Here is a 19,996-nt window from a genome sequence, read left to right on the forward strand (position 1 = left end):
CACAACTGCATCAGGCCTTGGCAAACACCAGCTGGCCGCCATCGTTGCCTACCTCGATGGTATCGCCGTTGGCGAACGCACCGGACAGGATCTTCTGCGCCAGCGGATTCTCCAGCTGCGACTGGATGGCACGCTTCAACGGCCGCGCACCATACACCGGGTCGAAGCCCACGTTGCCCAGCAGGTCGAACGCCGCATCGGACACCACCAGCTTCAGCCCGCGCTCGGCCAGGCGCTTTTCCAGGCCGCGCATCTGGATGCGCGCGATCTGCTTGATCTGCTGCTTGTCCAGCGGGTGGAACACCACGATGTCGTCCAGGCGGTTGATGAACTCCGGGCGGAAGTGCGCCTGCACCACACCCATCACCGCCGCCTTCATCTGCGTGTAGGCCTCCGGGCTGTCGTCGCCGCTCATGTCCTGGATCTGGTGCGAGCCCAGGTTCGAGGTCATCACGATGACGGTGTTGCGGAAGTCCACGGTGCGGCCCTGGCCGTCGGTCAGGCGGCCATCGTCCAGGACCTGCAGCAGGATATTGAAGACATCGGTGTGTGCCTTCTCCACCTCATCCAGCAGGATCAGCGAGTACGGGCGACGACGCACGGCCTCGGTCAGATAGCCGCCCTCTTCATAGCCCACGTAGCCCGGGGGCGCGCCGATCAGACGGGCGACGCTGTGCTTTTCCATGAACTCGCTCATGTCGATGCGGATCATCGCGTCGGCACTGTCGAACAGGAACTCGGCCAGCGACTTGCACAGCTCGGTCTTGCCCACGCCGGTCGGGCCCAGGAACAGGAACGAGCCTGCCGGCCGGTTCGGGTCGGACAGCCCGGCACGCGAACGGCGCACGGCATCGGAAACGACCTTGATCGCTTCTTCCTGGCCGACCACGCGGTTATGCAACACCTCTTCCATGCGCAGCAGCTTGTCGCGCTCGCCTTCCAGCATCTTGTTCACCGGAATGCCGGTCCAGCGCGAAACCACCTCGGCGATTTCCTCGTCGGTCACCCGGTCCTGCACCAGCTTGAAGTCGTTGCTCTCCGCTTCCTGGGCAGCGGCCAGCTGCTTTTCAAGCTGCGGCAGCAGGCCGTACTGGATCTCGCTCATGCGCGCGAAATCCTGGCGGCGCTGGGCAGCTTCCAGGTCCAGCTTGGCCTGTTCCACCTGTTCCTTGATCTTGGTCGCCCCCTGCAGGGCGGCCTTCTCCGACTTCCAGATTTCGTTCAGATCGGAGAACTCGCGCTCCAGGCCATCAATGTCATTTTCCAGATCGGCCAGACGCTGCCGCGACGCATCGTCCTTTTCCTTCTTCAGCATCTCGCGCTGGATCTTCAGCTGGATCAAGCGGCGTTCCAGGCGATCCAGTTCTTCCGGCTTGGAGTCGATCTCCATGCGCAGGCGTGAGGCGGCCTCGTCCATCAGGTCGATGGCCTTGTCGGGCAGCTGGCGGTCGGTGATGTAGCGGTTGGACAGCGTCGCAGCGGCGACGATGGCCGGGTCGGTGATCTCCACGCCATGGTGCACGGCGTACTTTTCCTTCAGGCCACGCAGGATCGCGATGGTGTCCTCCACCGACGGCTCGCCCACGAACACCTTCTGGAAACGGCGCTCCAGCGCGGCGTCCTTTTCAATGTACTTGCGGTACTCGTCCAGCGTGGTGGCACCCACGCAATGCAGTTCGCCACGCGCCAGCGCCGGCTTCAGCATGTTGCCGGCATCCATCGCACCATCGGCCTTGCCGGCGCCGACCATGGTGTGCAGTTCGTCGATGAACAGGATGATCTGCCCTTCGCTCTTGGCCAGGTCGTTCAGCACGCCCTTCAGGCGTTCCTCGAACTCACCGCGGAACTTGGCGCCGGCAATCAGCGCGCCCATGTCCAGCGACAGCACGCGCTTGCCGCGCAGGCCCTCGGGCACTTCGTCGTTGACGATGCGCTGGGCCAGGCCTTCGACAATGGCGGTCTTGCCCACGCCGGGTTCGCCGATCAGCACCGGGTTGTTCTTGGTCCGGCGCTGCAGCACCTGGATGGTGCGGCGGATTTCTTCATCGCGGCCGATCACCGGGTCCAGCTTGCCACTCTCGGCGCGCGCGGTCAGGTCGATGGTGTACTTCTCCAGCGCCTGACGCTGCTCTTCGGCGTTTTCCGACTGCACGTTCTCGCCGCCACGCAGCTTGTCGATGGCCGCCTGCAGGCGAGTCTTGTCGGCGCCGGCAGCGCGCAGCGCCATGCCCAGCGTGCCGCCGTCTTCCAGCGCGGCCAGCACGAACCATTCGCTGGCGATGAAGGCATCGCCATTCTGCTGGGCCAGCTTGTCGGTGTGGTTCAGCAAGCGCCCCAGGTCATTGCCCAGCGACACGTTGCCGGCCTGCCCGGATACCTTCGGCAGTGCATCCAGCGCCTCGGCCAGGCGCTCGCGCAGCACCGGCACGTTCACCCCGGCCTGGGCCAGCAACGGCCGCGTGCTGCCGCCCTGCTGGTCCAGCAGCGCGCTGAACAGGTGAGCCGGTTCGATGATGCTGTTGTCGCGGCCCACGGCCAGCGACTGTGCGTCTGCCAGCGCCTGCTGGAAACGCGAGGTGAGCTTGTCCATCCGCATTGCGAATCCTCATCGGTTACAGAGCCGGCCCGCGCCGGCGATGCAGGGAAGATGCGGTTGCGCCACCGCGTTTCAAGGGCGGCTGCGACTGCACCCGGGGGTCGGTCAGGCTGCGGCAAGCATGCGCCGGCGCCCGTGGGCACCGCGTTGATCCGGCGCAATCGGTGGGCAAGGACTGGTACGGCCGGCCTGCCGATGCCATACTTGCGAATCATTCTCATTTCGATCCGTGCGCATCGGCGCCCTACGCATGCACGCTTCCCACCCGCACCTGGCCACGTTGTACCGCGACCACCACCGGTGGCTGCGCGGCTGGCTGAGCGGGCGCGTGGGCAACCGCGACGTGGCCGATGATCTGGCCCAGGACACGTTCGCGCGCCTGCTGCTGGATCGCGATCTGGCCGCACTGCGCGAACCGCGCGCCTTCCTCACCACCGTGGCGCGCGGGCTGGCCGCCAACTGGTTCCGCCGGCAGGCGCTGGAACGCGCCTATCTGGAATACCTCGCACAGTTCCCCGAACCCGCCCTGCCCTCGCTGGAGGAACAGGCGCTGGTACGCGAAGCGCTGCAGCAGATCGACGCCATGCTGGACGGCCTGCCGGCGATGGCACGGCGGGTGTTCGTGCTGGCCCAGTTCGATGGCCTGCGCTACGACGCCATCGCCGAACGCCTCGGGCTGTCACTGTCCACGGTGAAGCGCCATATGAAGCGGGCCCTGCTGGGCTGCCTGGCGCATGCGCCCTGAGCCGGGCGACGGCGCCGCACTGTCGCCGCGGGTGCTGGAACAGGCGGCCGACTGGCTGATGCGCCTGCACGACGACGGCAGCGCGGCACAACGCGCGCAATGGCAACGCTGGCACGATGCCGCCCCCGAGCATGCACGCGCCTGGCAACGTGCCGAACGCCTGCTGGCGCTCAGCGCACAGGTACCGCCCACGCTGGCCCACGAGGCCCTGCAGCGCCCGGCTTCCGCTGGCCGTCGTGCGGTGCTGCGCAGCGTGGCCGCGCTGCTGGTGGCGCCGCTGAGCGGTTGGTTGGCCTGGCGGCTGTATGACGAAGCGGCCTGGGACGCCAGCGTGCGCACCGCCGTGGGCGAGCGCCTGCGCCGCGTGCTGGACGACGGCAGCGTGCTGCACCTGGCCACGGCCAGCGCCGTCGATATCGCCTTCGACGGCCAGCAGCGCCTGCTGCGGCTGCGCCGCGGCGAGATCCATATCGACACCGCGCCCGATCCACACCGCCCAGCGCGGCCGTTCCGCGTCGCCACCGCGCAGGGAATGCTGCGGGCGCTGGGCACCCGCTTCAACGTGCGCCTGTTCGACGATGCCTCTCTGCTGGTGGTGCAGGAAGGCGCGGTGCAGGTGACCACCGCCGCCGGTGCCAGCCAGCGCGTTGCCGCCGGCCAGCAGCTGCGCTGGGGGGACGCCGGCCCGGCCGCACCGCAGCCCGCTGCGCCCGGCAGCGACGCGTGGCTGCACGGCATGCTGGTGGCCGACAGCCTGCCGCTGCAGGCGCTGCTGCAGGAACTGGGCCGCTACCACCGGCGCTGGCTGCGGCTGGATGACGATGTGGCGGCCTTGCCGGTGTCCGGCGCGTTCCCGCTGGACGACCTGCCGCGCAGCTTGTCAATGCTGGCCGCCACCTATCCGCTGCGCATCGATCAGGGTCTGACGGTGCGCGTGCGCGCGGCCGCCACGCCGCGGTGACACTTTTTTCGTTCCTGCGTGGCAGAGGAAGTGAATCCTTCTTCTGCCGGCTCCCTCCATGCCTGTGATCCCGACCCGTTTCCGCTACAGCCTGCTGGCCATCGCCCTGGCTGCCACGCCCGCCTTCGCCCAGACCGCGCCCGCCGGGCAACCCGCCAACGCCCCGGCCACGGCATCGCTGGGCAGTGCGCTGAGCGCCTTTGCCGCCCAGCATGGCGTCGCCCTGTCCTTCGATCCGGCGCTGACCCAGGGCCGCACCGCGCCGCCGGTCGATCCGGCCGCGGGCGTGGACGCAGGCTTCAGCACACTGCTGCAGGGCACCGGCCTGCGTGCGGTGCGCCGCGCCGATGGCAGCTACACGCTGCAGGGCGCGCAGACCACCCGGCAGACGCAGCCGCTGCGCGTGGGGGCGTCCGATGGCAAGGTCGCGCTGCCGCAGGCGCTGCCTTTCGGCCAGGGCGTCACCCTGGATGCCGATGCGCTGGATGCGCAGGTGAAGGGCAACGGGGACATCGCCACGGCCCTGCGCAGCAACCCGGCGGTGCAGTTCAGCGATACCAACCGCAGCAGCCGCAACATGGGCGAAATCCGCCCCGATGATTTCAGCATCAATGGCGCGCCCTACTACCAGAACCTGTTCCTGCTCGATGGCGCCACGATCAACAACGATATCGATCCGGCCGATACGCCCGACAACGGCAACCCGGCGCACAACTTCGATGTGCCCGGCGGCGCGCAGGGCATCGCCGTGGATGTGGACCTGCTGGAATCGCTGACCGTCTACGACGCCAACGTGCCGGCCTCGTTCGGCCACTTCCTGGGCGGCGTCGTGGACGCGCGCAGCCGCTCTGCAACCGACGGCCTGCACGGCAAGGTCTGGTTCCGCATGGCCCGTTCGGCCTGGGACAGCATCATCGCCAACGACGCGCAGCAGGAGGAGTTCGAGGAATCGGACACCTACAAATACCAGCCGCAGTACGACAAGTACCGCGTCGGCGCGCGGCTGGAAGGACGCACGCGCGGCGGTCTGGGCATCATCGGAACCTTCACCCGCACGCGCTCGGAGATCCCGCTGCGTGCTTACGCCGGCGGCCGCGAAACCACCGGCGCGGACGTCAACACCCGCACCCAGACGCGTGAGAACACCAGTGCCACGGTGGCCCTGGACTGGAGCAATGGCGAAGGCCTGCAGCTTGGCGCCAACCTGTCCTACGCGCCCACCGACGATGTCTACTTCATTTCCAACTCGCGCGATTCGTACTTCAGCATCAAGTCCGGCGGCCCCACCGCCAGCCTGCGCGCGAACTGGACTGGCGCTGCCTGGACCCTGCGCAACACCCTCAACTACAGCGACGTGGAAACCAGCCGCCGTGGCGACCTGGACTACATGCGCAACTGGCTGATCTCCGACGACTTCGACTGGGGCGTGTCTGGAATCAGCACCGAGGGCAGCTGGGGCAACATCGACCAGCATGATCGCCGCATCGGCTACCGTTTCGTGGCCGACCGCGAACCGCTGCAGCTGGGCAGCAGTGAACACACCCTGCAGTTCGGTGCCGGCGTGCAGCGCCGCGATGGCGACTACCAGCGACTGAACGACCACCGGGTTCTGCTGAACACCGCCACCACCCGCAGCTGCACGCTGTCCGACGGCAGCGTGGATGATTTCAGCTGCTCACTGTCGCCGACCCGCAGCGGCGGCACCGGCCAGTACTTCAAGCGCATGTTCCTGTTCCATGCCGGCCAGTTCGAAGTGAGCGGCGAAGAGTACGAAGCCTGGCTGCAGGACGCGATCCGCATCGGCAACTGGAACATCCGCCCCGGCCTGCGCCTGGACCGCAACAACCTGTGGAAGCAGACCAACGTGTCACCACGACTGGCCGCGTCGTGGGACGTGCTGGGTGACCAGCGTACGGTCATCAACGCCGGCGTGAACCGCTACTACGGGCGCAGCTTCTACAGCTACCTGCTGCGCGATGGCCGCGAGCGCCTGCGCGACACGCTGGACCGCACCAGCGCGAGCACCCGCTGGGAAGATGCCAAGAGCACCCGCAACGTGGCCACCAACCGCCTGAGCGATGTCGATTCACCCTACACCGACGAATGGACCCTGGGCGTGGACCAGCAGGCGTTCGGCCTGCAGTTCCACCTGAAGTACGTGGACCGTAGCAGCCGCAAGGACATCCTGCGCCGCAAGGTCGACAGCCCGGACCGCGACCTCTACAACCTCAATACCTTCGAGTACACCAACGAAGGCCGCAGCGATTCGCAGACCTGGACGCTGTCGGTCAGCCCGCAGCGCCCGTGGGAGTTTGCCGGCACCCGCAACAGCTTCCAGCTTTCGGCCGACCACACCGATGTGAACCGCAACTACAACAGCTACGAAGACACTCTCGACCTGTTCGAACGCGTGCGCCTGGATGGCAAGCTGATGTACCGCTATGAGCTGCCCGCCACCCAGTACCTGCGGCCGTGGAGCGCACGCCTGAGCACCCGCACCGACATTCCGGCCTGGGGCCTGAGCTGGAACAACTTCTTCCGCTACCGCGCGGGCTTCGAAGGCACCACCCAGGGGGCTCTGGAGATCATCGACGGCGAAAGCGTACGCAACCTCACCACGCGCCGCTTCTCCGGCAGCTGGACCTGGGATGCCAACCTGGAATACCGCCGGGCCCTGCCGCGCGAGCAGGAAGCCTATGTGCGGGTGGAAGTGCAGAACGTGCTCAACCGCAGCAACCTGACCACGGCCAGCGGTGCGGCCGCCGGCACCATGTACTTCGAACCCGGCCGCAGCTTCTGGCTGGAACTGGGCTATTCGTTCTGAACGCACGGCCCGGCGGCACGCTGCCGGGCCACTGCCGATGCAACGCATGCACTATCTGCGCGTGATCCTGCCCGTCGCCGCCCTGTTGCTGGGCGGCGCGGGCGGGCCTGCGCCCGCGCGCGACACACCCTGCCCCGACCCGCTGCCCGCACGCCCGGAAGCGGCCTGCCTGCGCGCGCTCTACAGCAGCCCGGCAGTGCAATGGCCAGCCCCGGACATTGAACCGGGCGTCACCTGGCAGGAACTGGCGCCGTTGCCGGTGCCGGTGGACCCGGCAGACAACCCGTCCACGCCGGCCAAGGTGGCACTGGGCCGGCGCCTGTTCTTCGATCCGATCCTGTCACGTTCGCGGCAGTTGGCGTGTGCCAGTTGCCACGACCCCGACCTGGGCTGGGCCGATGGCCGCCGCGTCTCGTTCGGGCATGACCGGCAGACCGGGCGCCGCAACGCCCCCAGCCTGCTGGCCAGTGCGCACGTGGCACCGTTGTTCTGGGACGGGCGCGCCGCCACGCTGGAAGCGCAGGCACTGGGCCCCATTGCCGACCCGGTGGAAATGGGCTTCAGCGTGAATGGAGCGGTGCGCCGCCTGCGCCGCGATGCCCGTTATCGCAGCGAATTTTCCACCGTGTTCGAACAGCCGCGCATCGACGCGCAGCAGCTGGGCCAGGCCATCGCTGCGTTCCAGCGCAGTCTGTCCCCGCGCAACAGCCGCTTTGATCGCTTCCTGCGTGGCAATGCGCGCGCACTGGACGATGCGCAGCTGCGCGGCCTGCACCTGTTCCGCACCCAGGCAGGCTGCATGAACTGCCACAACGGCGCGGCGCTGACCGACAACGGTTTCCACAATCTTGGCCTGCACTTCCACGGTCGCCCGCGGCAGGATCTGGGGCGCTACGAGGTCACCGGTGATCCGGCCGACAGCGGTCGCTTCCGCACGCCATCACTGCGGGGCGTGGCAAACACCGCGCCGTACATGCACAACGGGCTGATCCCACCTCTTTCCGGCGTGCTGGCGTTCTACAACGTGGGCGGCGGCCGGCCACGCGCGCCGGTCGATCTGCACGACGATGCGCCACCGTTCCCGCAGCCGGACCCGCTGCTGCGTCCGCGTGGACTCAACCGACAGGACCTGCAGGATCTGGAAGCCTTCCTGCAGGCGCTGTAACGGCGGGCAGCTCAGGAACCGCGCGGCGGCAACAGCGGCGCCGCCTGCGGCACCGGTACCGGGCAGCCAAAGGTACCGGCCACGTCCAGATACAGGCTGTAGCGTTGGGTGGTCGCAAAGCCTGCCTGCCAGTCCGGATTGAACAGGCGCCCCGGCTCCAGGGCCAGGTCCACCGGCAGGTTCAGCACTTCATCGCCAATCATCACCGGCGTGGTGGCACCGGCGTACTTCAGATCGCGCGCGCCGTTGGTGGTGATGATGTTCCTGCGCTGCACGGCCGCCGGCGGCGGCGCCGTGGGCGGAATGCCGCTGGCCATGAACGCACCGTTGAAGCCGGTATCCAGCTGCACCAGGATGCTGTCCTTGCCGGCGCGGATCGGATAGCGCAGCTGGTAATCATCGCCGGTGAGCGATGAGACAGTGGCCATGCGCCGCGTGCAGGGCACCTTGCTGGACGCGGCCTGCACCACCAGCGCGTCCTTGTCGATGCGTACCCGCCCCAGCGCGCGCAGTACGTCCAGGCCGATGCGCGGCAGATCGTCCTGCCCCAGCACCGCGAAGGACACCTGGCGCACCGCGAGTCCGCCAATGTCCAGATCCATCGGCGCGGCCAACGCAAACAGCGCATCGCCGGTGCTATCGGCCACGGTGAATCCCTCGGTCAAGGCCAGCCCCAGTTCCGCGGCCAGCGTGCGGCCGATGCGCGAGCGTGCCGCGCCGGTGTCCACGTGCACGCGCAGGTCGCGTTCGCCGGCAGCGGTCTTCACTTTCAGGGTGATCGTCGGCAGCTCGTTCTGCAGCTGGATCGGCACGCTCACGTCGGCTGCAGGCACGGCAATCGGTTCGGCGCTGCGAGGCCACTGCAGGAAGCGGTCGAACGTCGGTTCGCTCACGCTGGCCACGCGCACCGTGTGCGGCGCATCTTTCAGCATGGGCAGGAAATCGCTGTCCAGGCGGGTACGCACGTCCTGCATCTGCCGGGCCCAACCGGCAATATCGCCCTGCAGCAGGGCATTGCCGGCCAGGGTGGCCGAACACAGATAGGCCACGCCCTTCACCGAATCGGCAGGTTCGCTGGCCACGCCCTCCAGGCATTGACGGGCCGCGCGGCTGGAATTATCCAGCTCACCCCGTACACGGTAGTAACCTGCGGCGCCCAAGCGCCCCTTGGCACCCTTTGCCTGGCCCATGGCCTGCAGGGCCGCCAGGCGCGCATGCTGCACGTTGGCCGTGTAGCCATAGGGATCGTTCACATCGCCATTGGCCACGTCGGCCGCCGCTGCCGTGAACGATGCGAGCATGGCGCCGAGCGCCAGCGCGGTGGTGCGCATCAAGGTTACTCCTGTCTACCCAGTGCATGACCCTAGCACGTCGACCGTTGCACGTGACTGCGTGCGCTACACACCGCGGGTAATCGCCGCGCGGATCTGCCGCAACGTCTGCTTCACCGCCTGTGCTTGTTCGGCACTCATGCGCAGCAGCAGCTTCTGCCCCACCGAGCGCGACTGCAGCGCGGGATCGACGAAGCGATACCGGCCACGCTCGTCGCGCTGCACGGCCAGCGGACGCGCAGGCTCGGGCGTGTCCAGCAGGTGATCGATCACCGCCACCAGGCGGTCATTGAAGTACCCCTGCGGATGGCCCGATTCAACATATGCCTGCTGGATGAGCGGATAGAAGCGCACGTAGGCCTTCGCTGCTGCTGCGGGATCTACGGCGGTAAAGGCCTGCACGTAGGGGGCGTAGCGGGCGGCATTGGCGGCCGCGATGTGCTCGCCGCCCTCGCCCGCTTCCACCTGCAGGGCACCGGCCAGCGGGCGCGTGGCCAGTGCCGATGGCGGCGCACTGGCCTTGTCCAGATTGTCGACGTGGGTCACCAGACGCTGGATCACGTGATCACGCAACAGCAGCGCCAGCGTGTCTTCGCCTTGGAACAGCCCGCGCAGCGCTGACCATGCCGCCGTATCGCTGTCGTCCATCTTCGGCAGTGCCGGATCTGCAGCAGCATCGGTATCCAGCGGGTGCTGGATCTCCGGCGTGGAAGGCGCGGTTTGCTTGGCCGCCATCGGCGGCGGCGCCGCGGTTGCAGCGGGCGTTGGCTGCGCAGGCACGTGCACCTGGTCTGCCAGCCCCTGCCACTGGTCGCGGAACAACCACGCGCCCGCGCTACCCACCACTACTATGCCCAATACCCAGGGCCAAACGGCCTTCCCACTCTTCTGCATGATGCGCAACCTCGCTCTGCATGTGCCTGCACACCGTATGACCCGCCTACGGTGCCGCGGTTCCCGCGCGGCACGTGCACAAGCACCTGCGACCACGCGTTTACACTGCATCTTCGCGCAGGCTGCATGAATGCCCGCTACGTCGCTTCGGAAAATTCAATGAAACACATCGCCATCGTCCGCTTGTTCCAGCCCGGCATCGTCCTGTTCGATCCGTGCGTACTGCACGCGTTCGTGCAGGCGCACCTTGCGCCTGGCGAAGCGCTGCTCAGTCGGTTTGTCGATGATCCTGCACTGGGTGATGCCGCCGTGCGCGCGGGCGCCGTGCTGCCGATGTATCCCATCGAGGAAGACGACTACACGGTCTTTGTCGAGGGCAACGTGCCAACGAGCGGTGCTACGCGGCATTTCAGCCATCCGGGCCTGCCACTGCAGGTAGACAGTGGCGTGCTGATCGCCGCAGACCTGCATGCGGTGATGGAATGGGATGCGGACTTCTTCCTGCACTACCGGCAGCACCTGCAGGAGCGGTTGTTGAACAGTGATTACCTGGAGGTGGCAGCGGGCCGCTACGAGGTGCGCATTCACGGCTATACCGGCCTGCCGCAGCCACACCCGCCGCAGGGCTATGGGCTGGAACTGCGCGCCACGGCGCAGCTGCCAGAGACGCAGGCAGGGGAAGATTTCGACTTCGCCCTGCCGCTGGCGGCGCCTGCGGGGTGACCACAGGCGCTACCCATCAATGGGCCGTGTCAGCCAGTGGCTTCACCGGCTGCTTCTGCAGCGACAACAGGCCCAGCAGCACGGCCAGCGCCACGTAGGCCCCGGCGAACTGCCAGCTGATCACGCGGGCCAGGCCCTCCAGGTTCCAGGGCAGGTAGGTGCCACCGCGCGGGTCCACCGAATGGATCAGGCCGAACAGGGTCAGCGCTGCCGCCACCAGCAGGAAGCCACAGGCACGGCGCAGGCGCCCATCGACCATGGCCGCGACGGTGGCGATCCACAGCATGGAGGTGATGATGAAACCATTGCCCAGGGTGAAGATCACCGCCAGTTCCGGCAGACCGTGGCCATCGACGGTGGTGAGCATGGCGCCCAGCGTTTCGGCCGGAATCCAGCCCGGTGCCTTGATCGCCAGCAGATAGGCCGCCGACGGCAGGAAGCCGAGCACCATCGCACCGGCATGCTGGCGCGGGGTGGCCTGGAAGGCCTGGGTGGTGATGTCGATCGACACGTACACGATGATCGGCGCCAGCACGGCCAGCGGCAGCCACTGCACCAGCCCGGAGATGATGCCCAGCATGCCGCCGATGCCGACGAACAGGCCGGTCAGCAGCGTGTAACCGCTGCGCGCGCCCATGTGCTTGTACGCTGGCTGGCCGATGTACGGCGTGGTCTGCGCCACGCCGCCGCAGAGACCGGCCACCAGGGTGGCAAAGGCTTCCACCAGCAGGATGTCGCGGGTGCGGTAGTCATCGCCGGCCGCGCGCGCGCTCTCAGACACGTTGATGCCACCCACCACCATCAGCAGGCCGAACGGCAGCAGCAGCGGCAGGTAGGTCATGGCCGTCGGCAGGCCGTCGATGAAGCCCAGCGTGGGCAGCGGCAGCACCACCTGCGGCGGTACCCAGGCCGGAATGGCAAAGCCCGGCACACCCAGCCCGGCCAGGCCCAGCCCGTAATACAGCACGGTGCCGAACACGAAGGCCAGCAGCACGCCCGGACCACGCACCGGCAGCTTGCCCTTGGCGATCAGCACGTACAGCAGCAGGCCCAGCGTGGTGAAGCCGACCAGCGGCGAACGCAGGGTTTCCAGCAGCGGCAGCAGGCCCATCAGCACCAGCGCGATGCCGGCGATGGAGCCCAGCAGCGCCGCACGCGGCAGCGCGCGGGTCACCGCTTCACCGAAGAAGGAAAGGATCAGCTTCAGCACGCCCATGATGACCAGCGAGGCCATGCCCAGCTGCCAGGTGGCGATGGCGGCGGCGTGCGGATCCATTCCCTGCTGCTTGAAAGCCAGGAACGCCGGGCCCAGCACCAGCAGGGCCATGCCGATGCTGGTGGGCGCGTCCAGGCCCAGCGGCATGGCGGTGACATCGTCGCGGCCGGTGCGCGCGGCCAGGCGGCGCGCCATCAGGGTGTACAGCAGGTTGCCGACCAGCACGCCGAAGGCGGTACCGGGGAACATGCGGCCGAACACCACGTCGGCGGGGAACTGGAACATGCCGACCAGGGCCATGGCGATGAAGCCGAGGATGGACAGGTTGTCGACGACCAGGCCGAAGAAGCCATTGAAGTCGCCGGCGACGAACCAGCGGCGCGGGGCGGCGGAAGCGGGAGCGGACATGGAAGGGGCGGTGGGGGTGGGGACCGCCGATGGTAGGCCCAGCGGGGCCCGGGCGCCAATTCCCGGGTGGAATGATGGGTTCCAGCCAACGGCGGCGCCCCTCGTGGCATGGTCGCAAAATGCTGGGTATCTGAATGGTCCGGGCGGGTGGGTGTCACGGGGGACGCCGTAAACCCGTCCTTGGGGGCTTGGCCGCGGCATCCATGCCGCGGACACCCCCGCGTCACCCACCCGCCCGGCCCCTGACAGTTTCCTGCGGGCGCCAGCCACGGAAGAGAATCAAAAGATCAAAGGCAAGAGCCGGTCGCTGCGCTCGGCCATCCACGCATGGCGTGGATCTACTGGTGAAACCGGGATCGGGTAGATCCACGCCATGCGTGGATGAATCTCGCAGATATCGAAATCACTCCGGGGTCGGGGCCCGTTGCGCAGCAACGGGATCCGACCCCGTGCCGTTCCAACAGCTCACGGCGAACTGTCGAAGGCGGGGTGGGTCCGGTTGCGGGGGCGTGAGCCGCATGGATGCGGCGACCGAGCCTACACGGACGTACTTGCGGCGTCCCCCGCAACCGGACCCACCCCGCCATCGCTCAGGAAACCGGCTTCGGCTCTTGCTCTGGCCTCTGCCGGTGCAGGGCGCAGCCCTGCATCGCCCTGCCCTCACTTCTTCAGGAAGTTGTCCACCAGCAGATGCTTCACGTCGTCAAAGCGGCCATTCAACACCGCCTTGGCCGCATACAGCGCCGTGCCGGCCACCTGCTTGGCTTCGATCTGCGGCGGCATCACCAGCTCGGCGCGGCTGGTATGCACGTCCAGCAGCGCCGGGCCGCGCTGGGACAGGAAGTCCAGCACCGCCTCTTCCAGATCCTCGCTGCGGGTCACGGTGCGGCCGTGGAAACCGATCACCTCGGCCAGTCGGCCGAAATCGGGGTTCTTCAGATCGGTGTAGTTGTCCAGCAGGCCTTCCACCTTCTGCTCCAGCTCCACGAAGTTCAGCGAGCCGTTGTTGAACACCACCACCTTGATCGGCAGGTTCTCCTGCACCGCGGTCAACAGATCGCCCAGCAGCATGGCCAGGCCACCATCGCCGGACAGCGAGATCACCTGCCGGCCGGGGAAGGCCTTCTGCAGGCCCAGCGCCTGCGGCATGGCATTGGCCATCGTGCCGTGCAGCAGGCTGGTCAGCGTGCGGCGGCGGCCGTTCACACGGATATGGCGCAGGATCCACACCATCGGTGAACCGCCATCGGCAGTGAAAAGCGCATCATCGGCCGCATGCCGGGACAGCAGCGCGGTCAGGTGCTGCGGGTGGATCAGTTCACCCTTGCCCGGCTGTTCTTCCTGTTCGCGCGTGTGCAGAGCCTTGTCACGGCGGGCAATGCATTCGTCCAGGAAGCTGCTGTCTTCGCGCGGCGGCAACAGCGGCAGCAGCGCGTCCAGCGTCGGCGCGATATCGCCCACCACGCCCAGATCCACCGGATGACGGCGGCCCAGGTGGCTGCCATCACGGTCCACCTGGATGATCGTGGCCTTGTCCGGGTAGAACTGGCCCCAGGCGAAATCAGCGCCGAGCAGCAGCAGCGTGTCGCAGGCCATCAGCGTGTGGAAGCCCGATTCAATGCCGAAGATGCCGGTCATGCCCATGTTGTAGGGGTTGTCCGGTTCGACGAAATCCTTCGCGCGCGAGGTGTGCGCCACCGGTGCCTGCAGCCGGCGCGCCAGTTCGATCAGCTGCGCATGCGCGCCCTGGCAACCGGCACCGGCGTAGATGCCGATGCGCTTGCCCTGCCCCAGCAGCTCGGCGATGCGCTGCAGCTCGGCGTCGGCCGGGCGCAGCACCGGCTGGGTGTAATGCACCGAGAACGGCACATCGTGCTTCACCTCGGCCTCGCTGATATCGGCCGGCAGGATCACCACCGCCACGCCGCGGCGGCTGATCGCCGCCTGGCACGCCAGCGCCACCACGCGGCGTGCCTGCTCGGGGCTGTGCACCTGCTCGCAGAACACCGTGCAGCTGGCATAGACCGATTTGAAATCCACTTCCTGCGGAAATTCCATGCCCAGTTCGCTGGTCACGATCTGGCTGGCGATCAGCACCAGCGGCGCGCGGTTGCGGTTGCTTTCGAAGATGCCGTTGATGAAATGCAGGCCCCCGGGGCCGCAGGAGCCGGCGCAGGCGGTCAGCTGACCGCTCACCAGCGAATCGGCACCGGCGGCGAACGCGGCCACTTCCTCGTGGCGCACGTGTACCCAGTCGATTTCGCTGCGGTGCATGGCATCGGTCACGTGGTTCAGCGTGTCGCCCACGATCCCGTAACAGCGGCGCACGCCCGCCTGCTGCAGGGTTTCAACAACGATCTCGGCAACGCGCTTGCTCATGGGAAAAGCCTTGCTTGGGGGAGGACCCCGAGGCTAGACCCCGCACGGTGACGCTTCCGTGGGCATCGGCGCGTTGCGCCCCATACATCGGTATAGGGCGCACGCGGTGTTCAGTTCACGTTGATCCAGCCCACGACGGCGCCGCGCTTTGCATTCTGATAGCGCACCTGCACCCAGCCATCGGCGGCATCGCGCAGTTCCACCCGATCGCCCTGCACCAGGTAGCGCTGGGTGCTGGTTGCGCCTGGCCGTTCGAACAGGAACAGGCGCGCCGGCCGCACCGTGGCCTGGATGCCTGGCACAGGCGAGGGACCGGTGGGCGCGACCAAGCCATCGCCGATCGCGCTGTCGAGGACGCGGCCCTGCGCGTCAAAGGTGCGCCACACCGCCAGCGGCCCTTGTTCGCCGGTGTGATCGACCTCCAGCGCGGCATCGAAGGCATCGCCCAGCTGCAGCACGTCCTCGGCGCGGTACAGATAGAGCTTCGAACCCGCGAACCGATACAGATCTGTGTACCACATCGGGCCGCTGCGGCAGCTGCTGCTCAGCGTGCGCGTGGCAGCGTCGACGGTCAGGCCCATCAGGTTGCCGCAGCTGTCACGGCCGTGGGTGTCCGCCTCCAGCGCGTGGAATCCGCCGCTGGCCGGATCGAAGCGGTAGACCGCCACCGCTTCATTGACCATGCCCACCGACGCCCGTGCGACCAGTTCGGGGCGTCCATCGAAATCGATGTCTTCGGCTGACAGCCGCGAATTGCCATCGGCATCTGCAGCGCCCGCCAGTTCCAGGCGCTTGCCCGACGGCGAAACGCGCACGTCGATGCTGCCGCCCTCCATCACCTCCGCCTGCACCTGTACACCCGGTGCCGGCGCGAAGCGCAGCGGGCCGCCGTCCTGTCCGGCCGCCTGCGCGGCCGGCACCAGCAGGCCTGCCAGCAGCAGGCCCCACACCGCATCCCTGTGTTTCATCATTGCCGCCCGTGGCGCCGCTTTGGCGCCTTCAGGTCAGAACGATACGTCAACTGCCTGCCGCGACCACAGTACCGACTGGTGCTGGGTCTGCTGCTTCCACGCCAGGCGGATCGCCTCGATGTCGGAACGGCGCTGCGGGCTGTCTTCGTGCAGCACCACCAGCACCTTGGTGCGCAGGCGGTTGGGCGCCGCATCGCCACGGAACAGCCACTGCCCGTAGGCATCGAACACGGTCAGGCCATCGGGGAAGCGCGGGGTCACTTCCTTGTCCAGGAATGCGCGCCACTGCGCCTCGCTGATGGTATCGGCCTGCGGGCGGTTGCCGCTGCCCTGCTCTTCACCCACGCCGAAGTACAGCTCGCTGCGCACCCAGCCGTGGCCGCTGGCCGGGCGGGCCGCATCGCCTTCCAGCGCGGCGGTGGTGGTGTAGGCGCTGGGCGCCTGCGAAGACAGGCTGGCGCAGCCGCTGGTGGCCAGCAGTACGGCGAAGATCAGGCCAAGGCGTTTCATCGGGAACAACACTCCGGGGAAGGGGAACAAACGCGGTGAAAGGGCACGGAGGGTACACCCGCGCCGTGGTTGCAACTGCAACCAATCACTCATGCCCTGCAGGCATGAACTGATGCAAAGACAACCGGGGCTTGCATCACACCAGCTGCTCACGCGAAGATAATATATCGCTTCATCCGGATGGATGTAAGTGAAACCATCATCTCCCCCTTCCCCACGTTGTCGCTGCTGGAGTCTGCATGTCCCCCCGCCTGTCCGCGTCGCCGCTTGGCCTCGCCATCGCGCTTGCGCTGTCCCCCGCCCTTGCCCTGGCCCAGGATGCCGCCACCAACCTGGACACGGTGATCGTGACCGGCACCCGTGCCGCCGACCGCACCGTGCTCGAATCCACCGCGCCGGTGGACGTGCTGACCGCCGAGGAAATCCGCAAGGCCGGCGTGGTGAACGGCGAACTGGGCAGCGCACTGCAGGCCCTGCTGCCTTCGTTCAATTTCCCGCGCCAGTCCAATTCCGGTGGCGCCGACCACGTGCGCGCCGCACAGCTGCGCGGCCTGTCGCCGGACCAGGTGCTGGTGCTGGTGAACGGCAAGCGCCGCCACCACACCGCGCTGGTGAACACCGACAGCAAGATCGGCAAGGGCACCACCCCGGTCGATTTCAACTCGATTCCGGTCAGCGCCATCAAGCGCATCGAAGTGCTGCGCGATGGCGCCGGTGCGCTGTACGGCTCCGATGCGGTGGCCGGCGTGATCAACGTGATCCTGGACAACGGCGGCGACGGTGGCGAGATCGAAGCCAGCTACGGCGCCAACCACACCGACCTGAAGCCGATCGGCCGCACCCTCACCGATGGCCAGACCGGCAACATCAGCGCCAAGGTCGGCACCTCGCTGGGTGAAGACGGCGGCTTCCTGCGCGTGGGCCTGGAATTCAAGAAGCGCAACGGCACCAACCGCGCCGGCTACGACCTGATTCCGCCGTGGGACCAGACCGAGGCCAACCTGGCACTGCAGGGCAAGCGCAATTACGTGCTCGGCGACGGTGCCAGCAAGGACATCAACCTGTGGCTGAACACTGAAATCCCGGTGGGCAAGACCGCCACGTTCTATGCGTTCGGCACCTTCAACCAGCGCGACACCGAAGGCGCCAACTACTTCCGCTACCCCGACAGCGATGCCAACTGGAAGGAGGTGTACCCGAACGGTTACCGCCCCATTTCCGAAGGCGAGAACCGCGACGTGCAGGCCGTGGCCGGCGTGCGCGGGCAGTGGGGCGAGTGGAGCTATGACGGCAGCGTGGATTACGGCCAGAACGACTTCACCTACCGCCTGCGCGATTCGATCAACGCTTCGCTGGGCCCGACCAGCCCGACCCGCTTCAAGACCGCCGATTACCAGTACGCGCAGACCGTGGGCAACCTGGATCTGAGCCGCGTGTTCAGCCAGAGCGACAGCATCACCCATACCTTGGGCCTGGGTGCGGAAGTGCGCCACGAGCGCTATGAAACCCGCCCCGGTGATCCGTCCAGCTACGCCGCTGGCCCGTACACCGACCGCCCGACCGGTTCGCAGGCCGGCGGCGGCCTGACCCCGCAGGATGCGGCCTCGCTGGCCCGCGATGTGGCCAGCGCCTATGCCAGCCTGTCCAGCCAGTTCGGCGATCACTTCTCCACCGACCTGGCCGCACGCTACGAGCACAACGATGATTTCGGCGGCGAACTGACCGGCAAACTAGGCCTGCGCTACGAATTCACCCCGGCCTTCGCCCTGCGTGGCGCCATCTCCAACAACTTCCGTGCACCGTCGCTGGCACAGATCGGCTATGAATCCACGTCCACCGGCTACAACGCCGCCGGCCAGCTGGTGCAGGGCCGCCTGCTGTCGGTGAACAATCCCATCGCCCGCGGCCTGGGCGCGCAGGACCTGAAGCCGGAAAAGTCGCTGAACACCTCGCTGGGCTTCACCAGCCGCATCGGCGAGCATTTCGACCTGTCGCTGGACTTCTTCCAGATTGATATCGACGACCGCATCGCGCTGTCGGAGAGCATCACCGGCGATGCGCTGACCGATTACGTGGCCGCCAACTACGGCGTCACCGGTCTTGAAAGCGCCAGCTTCTTCGTCAACGCCGCCGATACCCGCACCCGTGGTGCCGAGCTGGTGACCAACTGGCGCCAGGCGCTGGGCGATGGCCAGCTGCTGCTGACCGGCACCTACGCCTACACCAAGACCACGCTGAAGAACGTGCTGGCCACCCCGGCCCAGCTGCAGGCGCTGGATGCGGACTACGTGCTGTTCGGCATCGAAGAAACCAACACCCTGACCGATGCCACCCCGCGCAGCCGCGCCGGCTTCTCGGCCGCCTGGAGCAACGACCACTGGTCGCTGAGCAGCCGGGTGAACCGCTACGGCAGCGCCACCCGCGTATTCAACTTCGGCGACGGCTACATTCCGCGCCAGACCTACCAGGCCGAATGGCAGCTGGATGCGGAAGTGGAATACCGCTTCAACACGCAGTGGAGCGTGGCCATTGGCGGGCAGAACCTGACCGACAACTATCCGGACAAATCCAACGACGATATCTACTACTACGGCAACCTGCCGTACGACGTGCTGTCGCCGATCGGCAGCAACGGCGCGTACTACTACGGTCGCGTGCGTTACACGTTCTGATGCCGCGCAGGGCGGCCCATCGAAGTGATGGGCCGCCTCGGTGGAATCGGCCGGTTTGAATCGACTGGGAAAAACGACCGGCTCAAATCGACCGGGAAAAACGATCAGGTAGAGTCGACTGTTAGTTGTGATCTCTCTGTACGTTGTTCATCCGGGACATCTCTGGAAAATGGTGGTTACCACACCTCTCCAGATCCCAAAGAGCCCGGATGAACAACCATAAAAATGCCCGTTTAACGCCGTTTAGTCGAGAACTTCTTGTCCGTCGCATCCTCCACGAGGGCCTGCGGCCGGAGGAGGCAGCACAAGCGTGTGGCGTAAGTGTGCGTACGGCCTACAAGTGGCTGGCCCGATTCCGGGAGTTCGGGGCGTCGGGGCTGGAAAACCGCAGCTCTCGCCCGCACCAGACGCCGCATGCCACGCCTGCGTCGGTCGTCGAGCAGATCAAGGAGCGCCGCCGTAAACGGCACACCTACCTGACCATTTCCAAGGCCTTGGGGATCGGCCACAGCACCATTTCCCGGTTGATGCGTGTTCACGGCCTCAACCGGCTGTGCCGGCTGGATCCGCCCAAAGCGGTCATCCGATACGAATACGATCA

At 67.1% G+C, this 19,996-nt stretch carries 14 protein-coding genes; 7 read left to right on the forward strand and 7 right to left on the reverse strand.

Annotated features, from left to right (window positions below; genetic code table 11):
• Positions 1–10 precede the first annotated feature (10 nt).
• Entirely contained in the window at positions 11–2,596 is a 2,586-nt protein-coding gene (gene clpB, locus C1930_RS15530) for an ATP-dependent chaperone ClpB (RefSeq protein ID WP_108756988.1), read from the reverse strand.
• 250 nt (positions 2,597–2,846) lie between these two features.
• Here clpB and C1930_RS15535 point away from each other — a divergent pair, with 250 nt between their 5' ends.
• The 4 genes from C1930_RS15535 to C1930_RS15550 are packed head-to-tail and all read left to right on the forward strand — an operon-like array spanning position 2,847 to position 8,291.
• On the forward strand, positions 2,847–3,341 hold the full coding sequence (locus tag C1930_RS15535) for a sigma-70 family RNA polymerase sigma factor (RefSeq protein ID WP_108756989.1): 495 nt from the start codon (positions 2,847–2,849) through the stop codon (positions 3,339–3,341).
• A complete protein-coding gene (locus tag C1930_RS15540; RefSeq protein WP_108772129.1) occupies positions 3,331–4,302 on the forward strand; it encodes a FecR domain-containing protein in 972 nt (323 codons plus the stop codon). The genes C1930_RS15535 and C1930_RS15540 overlap by 11 nt, the downstream gene beginning before the upstream one ends.
• A 58-nt stretch (positions 4,303–4,360) precedes the next feature.
• On the forward strand, positions 4,361–7,126 hold the full coding sequence (locus C1930_RS15545) for a TonB-dependent receptor plug domain-containing protein (RefSeq protein ID WP_108756991.1): 2,766 nt from the start codon (positions 4,361–4,363) through the stop codon (positions 7,124–7,126).
• A gap of 46 nt (positions 7,127–7,172) precedes the next feature.
• On the forward strand, positions 7,173–8,291 hold the full coding sequence (locus tag C1930_RS15550) for a cytochrome c peroxidase (protein WP_108772130.1): 1,119 nt from the start codon (positions 7,173–7,175) through the stop codon (positions 8,289–8,291).
• Between the two features lie 11 nt (positions 8,292–8,302).
• Here the strand turns inward: C1930_RS15550 and C1930_RS15555 are convergent, their stop codons facing one another.
• Together C1930_RS15555 and C1930_RS15560 are read right to left on the reverse strand one after the other, a co-directional pair.
• The gene (locus C1930_RS15555; RefSeq protein WP_108772131.1) at positions 8,303–9,622 is read right to left on the reverse strand and encodes a retroviral-like aspartic protease family protein; all 1,320 of its coding nucleotides are present in this window, start codon (positions 9,620–9,622) and stop codon (positions 8,303–8,305) included.
• 66 nt (positions 9,623–9,688) lie between these two features.
• Complete coding sequence (locus tag C1930_RS15560; protein WP_108772618.1) at positions 9,689–10,516, reverse strand: DUF3014 domain-containing protein; 828 nt, start codon at positions 10,514–10,516, stop codon at positions 9,689–9,691.
• A gap of 159 nt (positions 10,517–10,675) precedes the next feature.
• Between C1930_RS15560 and C1930_RS15565 the strand changes: the two genes are divergently transcribed.
• A complete protein-coding gene (locus C1930_RS15565; protein WP_108772132.1) occupies positions 10,676–11,239 on the forward strand; it encodes a hypothetical protein in 564 nt (187 codons plus the stop codon).
• A 16-nt stretch (positions 11,240–11,255) separates the two neighbouring features.
• Here the strand turns inward: C1930_RS15565 and C1930_RS15570 are convergent, their stop codons facing one another.
• The 4 genes from C1930_RS15570 to C1930_RS15585 form a co-directional block, all read right to left on the reverse strand.
• Entirely contained in the window at positions 11,256–12,863 is a 1,608-nt protein-coding gene (locus C1930_RS15570; protein WP_108772133.1) for a hypothetical protein, read from the reverse strand.
• Between the two features lie 660 nt (positions 12,864–13,523).
• Entirely contained in the window at positions 13,524–15,242 is a 1,719-nt protein-coding gene (locus C1930_RS15575; protein ID WP_108756996.1) for a thiamine pyrophosphate-dependent enzyme, read from the reverse strand.
• 110 nt (positions 15,243–15,352) lie between these two features.
• Positions 15,353–16,210 (reverse strand): hypothetical protein, encoded by an 858-nt coding sequence (locus C1930_RS15580; RefSeq protein WP_108772619.1) that lies wholly within the window; start codon positions 16,208–16,210, stop codon positions 15,353–15,355.
• A 36-nt stretch (positions 16,211–16,246) separates the two neighbouring features.
• A complete protein-coding gene (locus C1930_RS15585; RefSeq protein ID WP_199912368.1) occupies positions 16,247–16,723 on the reverse strand; it encodes a DUF3574 domain-containing protein in 477 nt (158 codons plus the stop codon).
• Between the two features lie 239 nt (positions 16,724–16,962).
• Here C1930_RS15585 and C1930_RS15590 point away from each other — a divergent pair, with 239 nt between their 5' ends.
• Both C1930_RS15590 and C1930_RS15595 read left to right on the forward strand, forming a co-directional pair.
• The gene (locus C1930_RS15590; RefSeq protein ID WP_108772134.1) at positions 16,963–19,395 is read left to right on the forward strand and encodes a TonB-dependent receptor; all 2,433 of its coding nucleotides are present in this window, start codon (positions 16,963–16,965) and stop codon (positions 19,393–19,395) included.
• A gap of 209 nt (positions 19,396–19,604) precedes the next feature.
• Positions 19,605–19,996, forward strand: a 392-nt coding sequence (locus C1930_RS15595) for a leucine zipper domain-containing protein (protein WP_234412679.1), incomplete at its 3' end; no start/stop codon positions are given.

Source organism: Stenotrophomonas sp. SAU14A_NAIMI4_8 (genome assembly GCF_003086695.1).
In the GTDB taxonomy this organism is placed as follows: domain Bacteria; phylum Pseudomonadota; class Gammaproteobacteria; order Xanthomonadales; family Xanthomonadaceae; genus Stenotrophomonas.

Bases quoted from the DNA above. Each gene is read 5' to 3' on its own strand.
- clpB (WP_108756988.1), bottom strand. From the start codon at position 2,596: ATGCGGATGGACAAGCTCACCTCGCGTTTCCAGCAGGCGCTGGCAGAC.
- C1930_RS15535 (WP_108756989.1), top strand. From the start codon at position 2,847: ATGCACGCTTCCCACCCGCACCTGGCCACGTTGTACCGCGACCACCAC.
- C1930_RS15540 (WP_108772129.1), top strand. From the start codon at position 3,331: ATGCGCCCTGAGCCGGGCGACGGCGCCGCACTGTCGCCGCGGGTGCTG.
- C1930_RS15545 (WP_108756991.1), top strand. From the start codon at position 4,361: ATGCCTGTGATCCCGACCCGTTTCCGCTACAGCCTGCTGGCCATCGCC.
- C1930_RS15550 (WP_108772130.1), top strand. From the start codon at position 7,173: ATGCACTATCTGCGCGTGATCCTGCCCGTCGCCGCCCTGTTGCTGGGC.
- C1930_RS15555 (WP_108772131.1), bottom strand. From the start codon at position 9,622: ATGCGCACCACCGCGCTGGCGCTCGGCGCCATGCTCGCATCGTTCACG.
- C1930_RS15560 (WP_108772618.1), bottom strand. From the start codon at position 10,516: ATGCAGAAGAGTGGGAAGGCCGTTTGGCCCTGGGTATTGGGCATAGTA.
- C1930_RS15565 (WP_108772132.1), top strand. From the start codon at position 10,676: ATGAAACACATCGCCATCGTCCGCTTGTTCCAGCCCGGCATCGTCCTG.
- C1930_RS15570 (WP_108772133.1), bottom strand. From the start codon at position 12,863: ATGTCCGCTCCCGCTTCCGCCGCCCCGCGCCGCTGGTTCGTCGCCGGC.
- C1930_RS15575 (WP_108756996.1), bottom strand. From the start codon at position 15,242: ATGAGCAAGCGCGTTGCCGAGATCGTTGTTGAAACCCTGCAGCAGGCG.
- C1930_RS15580 (WP_108772619.1), bottom strand. From the start codon at position 16,210: ATGAAACACAGGGATGCGGTGTGGGGCCTGCTGCTGGCAGGCCTGCTG.
- C1930_RS15585 (WP_199912368.1), bottom strand. From the start codon at position 16,723: ATGAAACGCCTTGGCCTGATCTTCGCCGTACTGCTGGCCACCAGCGGC.
- C1930_RS15590 (WP_108772134.1), top strand. From the start codon at position 16,963: ATGTCCCCCCGCCTGTCCGCGTCGCCGCTTGGCCTCGCCATCGCGCTT.